Origin of the sequence: Viridibacillus arenosi, assembly GCF_001955655.1 — a bacterium.
Classification (GTDB): Bacteria; Bacillota; Bacilli; order Bacillales_A; family Planococcaceae; genus Viridibacillus; species Viridibacillus arenosi.
The window spans coordinates 97,412-111,723 of record NZ_MSPW01000010.1; the positions used below are offsets into that span (position 1 = coordinate 97,412).

The 14,312-nt window shown below is 33.9% G+C and carries 15 protein-coding genes; 2 read left to right on the plus strand and 13 right to left on the minus strand.

Features of this window, described 5'->3' with window-relative positions; translation table 11 throughout:
* Positions 1 to 7: 7 nt before the first annotated feature.
* The 6 genes from BK137_RS16640 to BK137_RS16665 form a co-directional block, all read right to left on the minus strand.
* Positions 8 to 712: an ABC transporter permease gene (locus BK137_RS16640; protein ID WP_038189456.1), complete on the minus strand. Its 705-nt coding sequence runs from the start codon at positions 710 to 712 to the stop codon at positions 8 to 10.
* A gap of 78 nt (positions 713 to 790) precedes the next feature.
* Complete coding sequence (locus BK137_RS16645; protein WP_038189459.1) at positions 791 to 1,483, minus strand: ABC transporter permease; 693 nt, start codon at positions 1,481 to 1,483, stop codon at positions 791 to 793.
* Positions 1,476 to 2,399: an ABC transporter ATP-binding protein gene (locus tag BK137_RS16650; RefSeq protein ID WP_038189462.1), complete on the minus strand. Its 924-nt coding sequence runs from the start codon at positions 2,397 to 2,399 to the stop codon at positions 1,476 to 1,478. The genes BK137_RS16645 and BK137_RS16650 overlap by 8 nt, the downstream gene beginning before the upstream one ends.
* Positions 2,400 to 2,557: 158 nt before the next feature.
* A complete protein-coding gene (locus BK137_RS16655) occupies positions 2,558 to 3,493 on the minus strand; it encodes a sensor histidine kinase (RefSeq protein WP_038189466.1) in 936 nt (311 codons plus the stop codon).
* 1 nt (position 3,494) lies between these two features.
* The gene (locus BK137_RS16660; RefSeq protein WP_038189469.1) at positions 3,495 to 4,190 is read right to left on the minus strand and encodes a response regulator transcription factor; all 696 of its coding nucleotides are present in this window, start codon (positions 4,188 to 4,190) and stop codon (positions 3,495 to 3,497) included.
* A 434-nt stretch (positions 4,191 to 4,624) separates the two neighbouring features.
* Entirely contained in the window at positions 4,625 to 5,005 is a 381-nt protein-coding gene (locus BK137_RS16665; protein WP_038189471.1) for a hypothetical protein, read from the minus strand.
* 331 nt (positions 5,006 to 5,336) lie between these two features.
* Here BK137_RS16665 and BK137_RS16670 point away from each other — a divergent pair, with 331 nt between their 5' ends.
* On the plus strand, positions 5,337 to 5,789 hold the full coding sequence (locus BK137_RS16670) for a hypothetical protein (protein WP_051448823.1): 453 nt from the start codon (positions 5,337 to 5,339) through the stop codon (positions 5,787 to 5,789).
* A gap of 166 nt (positions 5,790 to 5,955) precedes the next feature.
* On the opposite strand, the gene BK137_RS16675 is transcribed toward BK137_RS16670, so the two are convergent.
* From BK137_RS16675 to BK137_RS16700, 5 genes are all read right to left on the minus strand, one after another.
* Entirely contained in the window at positions 5,956 to 6,888 is a 933-nt protein-coding gene (locus BK137_RS16675) for an aldo/keto reductase (RefSeq protein ID WP_038189473.1), read from the minus strand.
* Between the two features lie 21 nt (positions 6,889 to 6,909).
* Positions 6,910 to 7,659, minus strand: a complete 750-nt coding sequence (locus tag BK137_RS16680; RefSeq protein WP_038189474.1) for an IclR family transcriptional regulator — start codon at positions 7,657 to 7,659, stop codon at positions 6,910 to 6,912.
* 232 nt (positions 7,660 to 7,891) lie between these two features.
* A complete protein-coding gene (locus tag BK137_RS16690) occupies positions 7,892 to 9,790 on the minus strand; it encodes a vWA domain-containing protein (protein WP_038189478.1) in 1,899 nt (632 codons plus the stop codon).
* A 10-nt stretch (positions 9,791 to 9,800) separates the two neighbouring features.
* Positions 9,801 to 10,664, minus strand: coding sequence for an ATP-binding protein (locus BK137_RS16695; RefSeq protein WP_038189480.1), 864 nt, complete (start codon positions 10,662 to 10,664; stop codon positions 9,801 to 9,803).
* A gap of 87 nt (positions 10,665 to 10,751) precedes the next feature.
* Positions 10,752 to 10,949 carry a DUF6501 family protein gene (locus BK137_RS16700; protein ID WP_038189483.1) on the minus strand — a complete coding sequence of 66 codons (198 nt, stop codon included), beginning with the start codon at positions 10,947 to 10,949 and terminating at the stop codon, positions 10,752 to 10,754.
* A 395-nt stretch (positions 10,950 to 11,344) separates the two neighbouring features.
* Here BK137_RS16700 and BK137_RS16705 point away from each other — a divergent pair, with 395 nt between their 5' ends.
* Positions 11,345 to 11,755 (plus strand): GNAT family N-acetyltransferase, encoded by a 411-nt coding sequence (locus tag BK137_RS16705; RefSeq protein WP_038189486.1) that lies wholly within the window; start codon positions 11,345 to 11,347, stop codon positions 11,753 to 11,755.
* 351 nt (positions 11,756 to 12,106) lie between these two features.
* On the opposite strand, the gene BK137_RS16710 is transcribed toward BK137_RS16705, so the two are convergent.
* Together BK137_RS16710 and BK137_RS16715 are read right to left on the minus strand one after the other, a co-directional pair.
* The gene (locus BK137_RS16710) at positions 12,107 to 13,123 is read right to left on the minus strand and encodes an asparaginase (protein ID WP_038189489.1); all 1,017 of its coding nucleotides are present in this window, start codon (positions 13,121 to 13,123) and stop codon (positions 12,107 to 12,109) included.
* 35 nt (positions 13,124 to 13,158) lie between these two features.
* Positions 13,159 to 14,310 (minus strand): ROK family transcriptional regulator, encoded by a 1,152-nt coding sequence (locus BK137_RS16715; RefSeq protein ID WP_038189502.1) that lies wholly within the window; start codon positions 14,308 to 14,310, stop codon positions 13,159 to 13,161.
* Positions 14,311 to 14,312 lie beyond the last annotated feature (2 nt).

A 14,312-nucleotide genomic window follows, 5' to 3' on the forward strand; every position in this document is an offset into this window, starting at 1 on the left:
ATTCCTTTTAAACCAAATCTATTTTTTCAACTTTATGATAAGAGAGATAGCCGATTAAAAGGCCTAGAAGACATAGTGTAATTGGAACAACAATGAATTGTATAAGACTAACCTGAGTTCCACCACTTGATACATTTCCATTTATTAAGAAGCTAATTATTACGGCCGAGGTAATGGTTGTAGCAGTTGATTTTTTTCTCATTCCAAAGTACAGAGGAATCAGGCTTACTCCAGCAATCATAAAAGCACTAATAAAAGTTGTTGGAACTATTGCAACTATTTCACTTAAACTCATTGGTGTTGGAAAGAATTCTAAAATTGGATTTAAAAAATAAATTATCACACTAATGATAAAAGTAGCGATAATAATACTAAAAAAACAAAACCCAAAGACAATTGATAACTTAGCTTGCATTAATTTTTTTCGTTTCAACGGGTAGCTAAATAATAATTGAATCGTTTTATTCCTGTATTCATCAATTACTATTCTTGATAAAATAACACTCGAAAAAATGATAAATACGATTCTAATGAAAATATTCGTTAAAGACATGAATTCGGTATAATCTCGAAACATAAGATCATCCTCAACTTTAGATACCCACGCCATTAAACAAACAGCAGCTAAGATCCCCAATATACTAAATACTAACCCTTTAAAATAACTGGATAACTGATTTTTTTTCCATTCCAGTTTCATAAGTTTAAACATGTTGATTACCTCCAAGAAAGATTTTAAGAAAGACTATTTTTTCTATCCTGCAACGTTCTTTAAATACCTCTTTTAAAATTAAATTGCATCCTCTATCTCAATATTTCGAATCGATAAGAAAGCAATGATCACTCCTACAACTGCAAGGCCTAATTGAACCGGAATAAAAGTAACCATTGAGAATACTGGATTAGAAGAGCAAACAATTGACACTACTAAGAGAGATGACAATATAGTTGTAGGAACAGAATGTTTACGCATTCCAAAATACAATGGAATCAAGCTGATTCCTGCAGAGGCAAATGAATATGGGATCGTTTTCAAAACTTCAGCAATGTATTGACTTGCAGTTATTGAAAATGGAACAATGTTAAAAACATTACTAATGATTGAAAATAAACCCGCAACTACGATATTACTCAATAACATGGTTATAAAAGTTATAGCAGCAATAAAAAGCAATTTACTAGCAATTAATTTCTTACGATTAATTGGATATGAAAACATGATCAGTATGGTTTTGCTTTTATATTCACCAATCACTATTTTCGCGATTAATACCGAGGCAAACACAATAAATGTAGCTCTGACCATTGCACCAATTATTACGAAAAAGTCTAGATGCGTCGTAGCAATTATGTCACCTTCAATTTGAGAGATGTACATTACGAACCAAAGTAAGGCTATCATAAGGATGTTTGCTATTATTGCTCCTCTGAAATACCAGCCAAATTTATTTTTCACAAGTTCTAATTGCATTAATTTAAGCATGAATCCCCTCTCCGTTCATTAAATTCATGAAATATTCCTCCAAAGAGCTATGCTTTTTGTTGATACTTTCGATCTCAATATCATTCATAATTAGGGCTTTTGAAATCTCTTGCTGTGTTGCGGTCATCTCATATATGCGAATTGTTTGATCACTCACGATTTTATAATTTTTTAATCCTAGCTGATTATCTAAAATGAAAGCAGCCTTTTTGATATTTTGAACCTTCACCTCAATAAAATCTGTCTGTTCTCCTTTGATACTCTTCATAGAAACTTCTTTGATCAATTTTCCATTTTGAATGACTCCAATAGTGTCTGCCATTTGTTCCATTTCAGCTAATATATGGCTAGAAACTAATAAAGTAATGCCATATTCTTTGCAAAGCATTTTAAATAGCTCTCGCAATTCTTTAATACCGATTGGGTCTAAGCCATTGATAGGTTCATCTAAAATTAACAGTTCTGGTTTTGTCGTAATCGCTCTAGCTATTCCTAATCTTTGTTTCATTCCAAGTGAAAAATCTTTCACCTTTTTATCATCTACATTATTTAACTTCACAAGATCTAAAGCATGGTCAATTGACTTCTTGTCATAATAGCCCATGTATTCACAATGTAAGTAAAGATTTTCTCGAGCTGTTAGCTTCTCATAAAAAATAGGATATTCAATAATTGTCCCCATTCTTTTTAAGACTTCATATGATGTATTCGTTAACTTTTGACCAAAAATTTCAATATCACCGCTCGTCGGTTTGATTAAATTTGTAATCATTTTCATAATCGTAGTTTTACCGGCCCCGTTTGGACCCAAAAATCCGTATATTTCACCTTGCTTCACATGCATATTGACCTCGGAAACAACCTCTTTTCCTTCAAATACTTTTGTTAGTTGATTTGTTTTTAATATATATGACATTTTGTCTTCCCCTTTCGCTGTCTATTTTTATTGTACGAAACGAACATCTCTTTTTTCTTACTCGATTCTTACAAATTTCTTAAGCCCTTCAAAAGCGAAGGGAGATATTCATTGTTGTGGCATGAAACAAAACAAAAAGCTTGTAGAATTTCTACAAGCTAATATTTCATTCTTTTTAACATAATTGTAAATGCTGTTTTATTATAAGGCTTACTTGAAAGATGAATTTCCCCACCTAAAGCTTCGACAAGCCGTTTCGTGATTGTCAGCCCAAGTCCACTACCTTGATATAAACGATTTCTTGAATCTTCTAATGTATACATTCGCTCAAAAACTTTATCGATATGTGACTCCGAAATACCTTTTCCTTTATCCCAAATATCAATGTACACTGTCTTGTCATCACTTCTCAAAGTTATTCCCAGTGTTTTTCCATCATCACCATACGTAATTGCATTCGATATTAAATTATTTAAAATTCTACTTAACACATCTGTATTTCCATGTGCATATAGTTGTTCATTCGGAATATCAATTTCAACCGAAAAGCCCTTCGCCATAAGTAAATCATAGAACGATAAAATATTTCCCTGACATACTTCGTTCATATTAACTCTCGTTAACTCGATTTCCTTATCTCCTGACTCCAGTTTGGATAAATCAAAAAATTTTTGAATAAGTTCCATTACTTCAATTGTTTTTATATGTACCTTTTCTAACAAAACTTGTCGTTCATCCTCGTTCATTGTTGGATCTGTATGTAATATCTCTATATAGCCGAGAACAACCGTAAGCGGTGTTTTCAAATCATGCGATATATTAGAGAGCATTTTACGCATTGATATTTCTACCTTTGCTTGATTTGCATTTGTTGTATGCTTTGCTACTAAGAATTGATTAATAACCACTAATAACTTTTGCAGTTCTTTATCATCAGTTACTACTAATAACTTTTCAGTTGTTTGCTTTTCTAAATTATTCTGTAGCTTCTCATAAATGTATCTTAAATCCTTATCTTTATTTTGCTGCATATTGTATTGGAAAACGATAAAACCTATTAATACGATAATTATCAATATTAAAAAAAACTCCATTTTACATCACTTCCAATTTATATCCGATTCCCCATAACGTTTTAATATACACTGGGTTTGATGGATCGTCCTCAATCTTCTCTCGCAGTCTTCTCATATGAACATTAATAACATTTTCATCACCATAATATTCTTCATTCCAAATGAGATTATAAATTTGAGCTTTCGAAAATACACGATTACGATTTTTTGCAAATAACTTTAATAGCTCAAACTCTTTAGATGTGAGTTTAATGACTTCACCTTTCTTCCAAGCTGTATAATTGATTGTATCTATTTTCAAGTCACCAATTTGAATAATTTTATCGTCTACCTTTGGAGGAACTGAATATTTTGTCGAACGACGAATTCCTGCCTTTACTCTTGCAGACAACTCAATCATCGAAAAGGGCTTGCAAATGTAATCATCTGCCCCAAGACCTAAGCCAATCGCCTTATCAACATCAGTATCCTTAGCAGACATCATTAAAATTGGAACAGCACTTTTTTCGCGAATCAATCTCACAACTTCTAAACCATCTATCTTCGGCATCATAATATCAAGAATGACTAGATCAAATGAACCTTGCATAAACTTCGCTAGCCCATCTTCTCCATCATAAGCCGTCGCTACTACAAAGCCTTCTTTTGTTAAGTAGCTTTCGACCATTTCTTGTATTGATATATCATCTTCAACTAGTAAAATATTAGATTTCATGCACTTCTCGCTCCTAGCTTTTACATATTCACACAAGTAATTATACCTCAATATGGATTTACTGATAATAAAAGGTTAAATTTTATTTAGAGTGGAAGCTAAATAATATAAGGCTATGATTAATTATGGAAAAAATAGAAAGTGATACTGAAATGTTCCTCTACTTTTCTTCTTTAGTGTCCCATACCCAATCTACAACTATTTGCATTAGTGCTAATGCCAAACAGAAGAGGAACCCTTTCATAAAAGGATCATCTTTATGAGTGAAGTAATCAATAATATTCCATGTAATAATGGCAACCAAGAATATAAAAATATACTTTTTAATAGATTTCATAAGCTCGGCACTTCCATTCTATGTACTATTTTTATACAAACATACCTCTTGAATAGACTTAATTGATTATTACCAGATAACTTCTTCGATATTTTCTTCAGTAAATTTTCCATAACGACCATAAAAAAATTATTAAACCGATAATTCCTAAGGTGGTACTTAGTAATGCTTTATATTTAGATGAAACATGAAACCATATTAGAACGCTATGTACAATTACTCCAATTGAAAATAGCAAACCGCTAATTATTTTCAAAAAAACTATGTCAACGATTCGTCCAATCATTAAAAGTAGAATACTAAGTGCTATCAAACTGTAAGTAGAGAGAACACTTTTTTTCGTCAACTCACCCACAAACCGTTTTCGATCTTCTTCTGACATTTTCATTAAAGACCTTCTCATCAAAAAAGTTGGTATCATAATAAATAATAGTAATTGTATAATGGCATCAATTTTCATCAATTTCTCCTTCTTCATAATACCTCTTAATTTATTATTTTACCTTATTTTGGAATAAATAACTATATCAAAATTATATACAGTATGGATGTAATATTATATAAATTTTTTTATTGGGCTATTATGATACTCATTGGAACTACTCCGCTTCAACAAACGTATAATCCATAAAGAAATTTATGATATTAATGAAAATCACTAATTTAAAGGTACTCCGTAATATTTGTAGAACTTATTATTAAAATAGAAATATCACTACTCGTACTTCAATTCAGTAAGTTGATTAGCTAGAGTAATAGCTATTTTTAAAATGCATTTTTGGAAATTATAGTAATTACTGTAGAAGAAGGTGAATAGAATAAAAAAAATTTATGTATTCATTATTATTGGATTAATTGTAATTTGTACATTTATTTTTGAACCTTTTCGTTCAGAACCGCCCACACCAAAAATAACGACTGGAAAAACTGTCATTCCTACTACACAAGGCTCATTTTGTTGGGATGGTCCTTTATTTACTAGATGTGTAGATAAGATTTATTCTTCCCCTTTAGAAATGGCAAAAGTACATAAACCAATGAAAGTCTCTCCTAATCAAGAAATAAGAATTAAATTTAAAAGAAAGCCTCTTGCCGGAACTTTACAAGTGGAAGAATGGAGAGATAAAAAAAATATAAAAAATATAAAAGTTAAAGATGCCAAAATTTTAGCGCCAAAAGAAAAAGGTGTGTACATTTATCACGTTATGGCTAATTGGAAAGATGGAAGTGGAAATCACGCCTTCTCAATAGAAGTAAAATAATCTTCAATGAACTAACAGCGACTATTCTAAAACCAAAGTATGATTCTACTGAGAAGAGCCGGTTCTTTTATTATTTCTGAATAATGATGAATTAAGGAATTAAATAATAAAAGCCGGATGACAAAAATGTTGTCATTCACGGCTTTTATGGCATTGAGTATTTGTCTTAAATAATCGCTTCAATACTAGCTAAATCTTCGGCTGTAAGTTTGATCTCACTTGCTTTTAAGTTTTCTAATAATTGATTTGTCTTTTTTCCTCCAGGTATAACAGCTGTTATACCTTTTTGTGCTAGTAACCACGCAATTGCTAAATTACCAACTGTCGTATCTTTCTTCAAGGCTATTTCTTTTAAACTTTCAACTTTTGTTAAATTAGCTTCAAAATTTCCAGCTTTAAAAAGATCTACACGATTTCGCCAGTCACCACTATCTAATTTCAAATCTTTTGTATATTTCCCTCCAAGAATACCAAAAGCAAGAGGTCCATATGCAACAACAGCAATTTGTTGCTCGATGCAATATGGTAAAATATCTTCTTCAATAGCACGGTTTAGCATATTGTATTCCAACTGGACAACATCAATATTCCCTGTACTATTAGCTTCTTTTAACTGCTCAAGCGTTACATTAGAAATACCAATTGCTCTAATTATCCCCTCTTGCTTCAACTTCACCAATTCAGCAACTGCTAACTCAAGTGAAGCACCTTGTTCTGGGAAATGGATATAGTAAATATCAATATAGTCTAAACCTAAACGTTTTAAACTAGCCTCACAAGCACTTCGTAGATAGTCAGGCGCGTTATTTGTGACTATTTCTCCCTGTTCATTCTGCATTCTCGCACCCTTTGTAGCTAATATGTATTGCTCACGTGGGAAACTTTGAAGTACTTCTCCAACTAATTCTTCTGAACGACCAGGCCCATATATATCTGCCGTATCAATAAGTGTAACCCCGTTGTTTAATGCTACTTTCACTAATTCTTTTCCATCTTCTTCATTCAAATTTTCGAACAAGTTATGACCACCGACCGCATTCGTGCCTAAACCAATTGTTGAAATGGAAATATCCTGTTTTTCAATTGTCGTATAGTTCATCCAAGATTCCTCCTTTTACATTTAGCGTGATAAGTGAATGAGTTCCTCAGCAACTAGTTGACTGTAATTGATGATTTTTTTTGATAGCTGATTAAATTTTCGACGTGATATATTCTCAGTTGAACCTGAGATTGCAAAGGCCGCTACTACTTCATGATTGATCAAAATCGGTGTTGCGATACAGCGCATACCAATTTCAGTTTCCTCATCATCTATAGCATAACCACGTTTGTTAATCTCTTGAATATGTCTTAGAAATAGATCCTTTTCTTGAAAAGTCTGAGAAGTCATTGGCGAAAAGTCGATGTTATTAATTATGTCTTTTTGATCTTCATCAGATGAAAAAGCCAGTAATACTTTACCTATGGCAGAATGATGCACCTTTGATTTTCTCTTCCTTGACTGTACATCAATCTCTATTCCTTCTCTATTCACAATTCGTTTCGTAATAAGTTGTTCATCTTCAATCACTGCAAGATAGACATTTTCTTGTATTTCTTTTACAACTTCAAATGGCGTTTTTAATTCTTGCCAAGGAATCTTTTTAGGATTCACAATGACCGTTTGAAAAAAGGCCTGATTCAATTGAAAATATGATTTTTCTTTCGAGATCAACTTGTATTCTTGTAAAATTGCTAAAATCCGATAAGTTGATGTTGAACTTAATCCAAGTGCATCCCCAATATCAGTCGCTTTCAATTTTGGATGCTGTTTTAATAACTCCAGCATCCTTAGTCCATTTTGCAATGTTCGCTGCTCTGTTGACTTCAACTCACTCACCTCACTACATATTTAGCATAAAGATTGATTGAGTAAATAGAAAATAATTATGCTTTATTTTCGTATATAGGGAAAATACGAGTTTGAATTGAATTTTTCCTGTAACCTTAAGCTTACTGTCGTCAATACTCTTAATATGTTTACTTAGAAGGAGAAAATGTAATTGTATAGCTTTCTCCTGCCACATCCAATCATTTATCTTTAATTATCCTATCAACATTTATCATCCAGACTGAATAACAAGTCCAATCATCTTCCTCAACAACCTCAACGTCACATCCGTAAACTTCTCCACACTATCTGCTGCAACAGATTGAGGTCCATAAATCATTCTGAATAACTGCAACTGCTCCTCACTTGGCATATCAGTATTCAAGAATAAATGCATGACATGAATGCCCTTCTTCTCTGCATCCATTACTGCTTCTGCTGTATCAACAATCCCATTTTGAGCATAGCCAAATGCTGAGGGTTCCCCATCGGAGAAAACAAGTAGAAATCGATGCTTTTCATCACGAGCTGCTAATCGTTTCGTCATCCAGCGAATTGCAAATCCATCGCGATTATCTTCATGCGCTTCCAACGCCATAATGGCAGAGCCACTATCCTTTGCACCGTCCTCTAATTTATGCACCCATTCAAATGTATTCGGTTGTATTTCTTCCGTTGCTTCGTAGGCATCTTCATAAAAAGAGACGATTTCATGTGTGATGCCCATTTTGCGCAAAACATCATGAAAAAGCAGAACTGCTTGCTTTGTTTCGTCCATTTTATCAATCATAGAAGCCGAGCCATCAACTAATAAACCAAACACTGCATCTAGAGGCTTCGCTGGTGAATTTTTCTTATAAAATGGTTTTGGTCTTTCATCGATTAAAAAGGTTGTTAGTTTGGAGGAAAGTCGACCTTTTGTTAAATGGTCACGTCTGGCAATTTCCTTTTGAGCCATACGCTTTCTGAATTCAGCCATTAATGCCTTCACATAAGGTTCTTGCGTAGTACGCCAAGTGACTAAATCATCCATTGAACCAGTTTCTCGGACCATTTCAATTCTTCTCTCTTCATAGACGACATTTCGATGTTCTTCACCAAAATATTTGCCTGCTCGCTTTTTCTCAGGAGGCAATTTTTTTACATCGTCATTATCATCTTGTTGTACAGAATCCTTTTGATCTTGTGCTCCACCAATACCGACTTCGGAAATCTCTGCTCCTTCTCGTCCTTCTTCCGCTTCTGTTGACATTGCCTTTCCTTCATTACCATGCTCTAGTTCATAACGCATATGGACGCCATCGTCAGACTGTGACTCGCGATGCCAAGTGCGGAATAGCTCTTCAATCGTTTCTTTTGCCTCTTCTTTGTTACCTTGTTCTTGTTCTGTAACACCTTTATGTTCATTGAACTTTGCTGCTTCTGCTATAGAATCCATAACTGCATAGTAAGTGTGCATTAAGTCTTTTTCCATATGTTCTGCAATCATAGCCATTACGCGATAAACAACCTCAATGCTATCTTCAGTTGAACGAGTATCATAAAGAGACTGCCAAGTGAATTGTAATAGTTCAAAAAAGTCAGGCATACTAGATGTATCTAATTGCATAGAGCCTTCATGTGCCATGACGAATAAATAATTCAAAGTAGCATCTGCTAAAAAGCCCTTTTGTAAATTAACTTGAAGTTGCTGCTTATGAAACTCCAAATACACTCTACGTCTTACGTTAAATGCCTCACCAGTACCTGGGCGTTCCTTCTCGACCGCATCCATTAAACGGAATTCTTCTGCCATTAATACAAGTTGCTCAAATAATTGGGCATTAGGTTCCCCTTGTAAATCCTCAAGTAATTCTAAAAAGGGCTGCACTGAAAAATAGCGCCAAAAGCCAGCCGCTAGCAAATAGATATCCGATAATCGCCCAGCATGCATGATTGCCCGATCACGATGACGCCAAAAAACACTAATTGACAGTGCCTGCTCCTTAGGACGTAACTCTAGCACTTGTCTTTCTGTTAAAGATAAGTATGGTGCATGAGATAACGCTCGCGTTAATTGCTCATAATGAAGCATCTGGCGTGCATTAATCTGTTCATTATTAAATTGAATAAAGCGATTCATCTGTGACATGCAATCAACCTCACTTCACCCACGTTTTAGCTAATTCCATTACGAGCTCACGTTCTCCAACATCGTCCAATTTCTCAGCAACTGCATAGCGAATTGCGCGCAGTGGTTCAATATATTGAGCTAACTCAGTAGCGTCCATTAAACTACGGATAGATGCGGCTTCTTCACTTAGCAAGCCATTTTGCACCTGCCCCTTCAAATCCTCAGCTAAATTGTACATGACGTTTTTCAAACCTTGTGGTGCATTTGGGAAAGCACTTTCCCATAAATTCTTAAGCTGCTCACCAGCTAAGTATGGAATGCTGTAGGAAATAAAACGGTTCTTCAGTGCCTCATTCATCGGTGCTGTTCCGATATAGCCTTCGTTAATAGCCGATATTACATTAAAATGTGGATGAGCTTCAATTACTTCTCCCGTAAACGGATTTGTTAACATACGTCGATAATCAAGAACACTGTGTAAAATCGGTAATGTCTCCGCCTTTGCCATATTGATTTCATCAATATACAGTAAGTGCCCTTCCTTCATCGCCTTAACAACAGGTCCTTCCACAAACTCAATTACTGTTTCTCCATCCTTTTGCACGATTGTCTTAAAGCCAAGTAAGCTTTCAGCATCTAAATCAACCGAGCAGTTGATACTATGCATAGGCTGTCCAAAATAAGCAGACACCGATTCAGCTAACTTCGTTTTACCTGAACCCGCTGGCCCTTTTAATAGCACTGGTTTTTGCAAAGCAACACTGATCAATACATCTTGCCACAACGTCGGGTCTGGTGAAATGTAGCCACCATTTCCAATAAGTAATGCCTGTTCTTCGCTATAAACACGAGCAAGACGCTCATTCTTAATCTTTTCAACTAAATCATGCATGTCTAGTTCCTCCTTGTTGAGCTTACATATGATAAAAAACGGCTTTCGCATATTTTTGCGGAAGCCGTTTTTGTTTAATACTACTACTTATTCGAAGTATTCTTTGTAGAAGCCACCAATATTTCCTGAATTATCGATAACAAAAATGAATTCTTCTGTTTCATTTTTCACTTCATATTCTTTTCCAACTGTTAGTACATTTGATACAAGGTATTTCTTTGCATCTGTTTGTTTACAAGTAACTGTTTTAATCGTTGGTGCGTCTTTCCATTTTAAATGTAACATGGTATAAACAACCTCTCTTATTAGAAAATCCTTAATAAATACGTAAATAGATTACATTCTCCTATTTTAAACGATTTTCACTGGAATGTGCGAGAAAAGCGCATATTTTTTTGAGAAATTGTAACTGAATAATAAAGTGATTTATAAACGCAAGTCAATCTTAACTGCTTTTATTAGTGAAAGCTTTTCATATTTACTAAAAAATTTATATACAAAAATTCATCGTTTTTAACAATTATTTAAAAAATCTGATATAATTGATATGGAAAATATTCCTTAAAAAGATATATATTGATTAACCAAATACTGAAAGTAAATAATTTTGAAAGGAGGTATAAGACAGTGGATAAATTAAGAAGTAACTCTTCAAAATAAAATTTTGAGGAGGATAATAAATGGAATTAACATTTAAAAATAGTAAAACTATCGGTAATGAACAATTAAAAAATTTATATAACGATGTTGGTTGGACTGCTTATACAAAAGATATAGCATTGCTTCAACAAGCATTACTTCAATCTTTAGAGGTCGTATCTGCTTGGGATGATCACAACTTAGTGGGGTTAATTCGTATAGTTGGTGATGGTTTAACGATAATTTATATTCAGGACATACTTGTGTTAAAAGAGTATCAAAACAAAGGAATTGCTTCTCAATTAATACAAGATGTACTAAATAGATATGAAAGTGTTCGTCAAAAAGTACTATTAACTGAAGAAGCTCCTGATGTAAGACATTTTTATGAAAAACAAGGGTTTCAATCTTGTGATAAAGGCGATTTAGTATCGTTTGCTAAGTTGAATTAGTTGGTACTTGTCTAGTATTTAGTAATAATAATGTTACAAAAAAAGGTAGAGTTGATTCTATAACTCTACCTTTTCGTATTTAATCAATGATAAAATTTAAAATTGCATAAAATCTTGGATGGACTGCTGTGAAGTGATATTCAGCCGATTTATGGTATGCTTATACTATATAATTGTACTTTTCGCACTTGGAGGTGTCCTCATGTCCTTTGGTAGCTTACCGGGATGGTTTTTCGTCATCGCATTTGCCTTCTTCATTATCTTCTTTATCGTTGCAGAATGGAAAACACGAAAATAACATGATTAAAAGCGATATGAGATGCTGTCTCCTATCGCTTTTTTATTTAACAGTTATATAAACTTGAAATGGTTAACTACAAATGCTTCTTCGATATGGCCAACGAGTTCTCCAGCATCATTCTTAATGTAAGGAGGTCGTAATTCTTTTAAGTACTGGATCATGTTCTTATCTTTATAATTTATCTGCTCTAAAATTGAAGCAATTATATTAGGCCACACATCTTCTGAACCATTCATCACCTTTAGCGCAATACTGATTCTTTCCTCTTTTAAAGCAAAGCAATAAACTCCCTGTGCTCCTCCTTTTGCTACAATATTTGAACTTTTCAATAGCGTACTACATATGAAGTTTTCTGATGCAATCATATTATAATGTCGGTTCATAGCTGCAGTTAGTTTAACTACCGCTTTTCTTATTTCGATATCGTCAATCAAATCTGGACAACCTAATTTGAGAAAACAAATGGCCATATTTTTAAGAGGAATTGCAAATACCGGAACTCCACAACCATCAATACCAGTTTTAATTTGATCAACTGCCATATTTGATAGTTTGGCAAGTATATGTAGAATTTGCTGTTGTAGAGGATGATCTGGCTTCCAATACTCATCAACAGAGTAACCTAATTCTCGACAAACCGTGATAAAGCCCATATGTTTGCCCGCACAATTGTGATACAATTTACGCTTTTCTTTACCTTCTCTAATGACTTGCTGTTGTGGACTTTTATTTAATGGATAAGAAGGAGCACAATAAAGCTCCTCTTCTTTTACAGGTAGTTTTGACAGCATACTCTCTAATGCATCTACTTGATAAGATTCTCCTCTATGAGATGCCATAAACAAAGCACTTTCTTGTTCAGTCAATTGATACTTTTCGATAATATTCGTCATAAATACAGGAATTGCTTGTATCGGTTTAGCTGCCGAACGTAAGAAAACATATTGCTCCGTATCACCGATATGAAACGCAGTTTGCTGCTGGTCATTTACGCCGCAAATTATACCTGTATGAGTATTTTCAAGCATATTTGCTCGATATTCTTTTATCAAAATATCATAAGTCATTAGCAATCATCCACCTTACAAAGATATTCTTAAACTTATAAATCGAGTAAGACCTTTTGAGCTTGTATAGCAGCTCCCCTTACAACTCCTTCACTACCAAGCTTTGAGTATACAATTTTAAGATTTTGACGAATGGACTGCCATATATAACGGTCACATTTTTCTTCTATAAATTTGCCTATCCCCGGTAGCTCATCAATTAAATGCCCACTTAAAATGATATACTCTGGTTCATACAAACAAGCCATATTACTAACAGCAAGCGCTATATACGTAGTTACACGGTCCATTATATTACATGCCCATGTCTCCTTTGAACGATAGGCATCATACACTTCTTCTATAGAATTGATTGGTTTTACTTTATTGGCATCAGCAATAATGGCACTTTCAGAAATATACGTTGATAAGCAACCTACTTTTCCACAATGGCATATTACGCCATTAGGATCGATCACTGTATGACCAATTTCTCCAGCATTATTTGAAGTGCCACGGTGTACTTCACCATGAAGTAATATGGCTGCACCTATGCCTGATCCAATGCCTAGTAAAATACAATTATCAGAGTCTATTGATTGCCCTATTGTATTTTCAGCTATTATTTTCATCTTAAGCTCGTTATCAATAATGATATTATGAGTCGTTAATTCCTTTAAATCGTCTGCCAGTGGGATATTTTCCCACTGCAGTTGCTCGGAAATTTTAACGATACCTTTTTCATAATCAATAGAACCTGGTAATCCTACCCCTAAACCAATCACTTTTTTCATCTCAATATGGTTTTCATTAATGATTTGTACAGTTTTTTCTTGGATATTATTTAACGTTTCTTTATAACTCTCTTGTGATTTTCTCTGGAAAAGTTTAAAGTCTACAAGCTCTCCTAGAAAATCGACTAAGCCCACTCTAACTATTCGACGATCTAGTTCCACACCTACTGTATATAAGACATCTGGACATAACTCTAACAATGTTGGCTTTCTTCCGATACTTGTTGATTCTATAAGTGATTCCCGAACAAAACCTTCTTCTTGTAGCTCTTGAACAATTCGAGTAATCGAAGTTGGACTCATCTTCGTTACTTTGGAAAGTTGTATGCGAGAGATAGGTGACATAGCTCTTATTAATTCTAAAACTAATAATCTATTTTGTTTTTTCATCAATAATTGATCTTGCTTTTCCATAA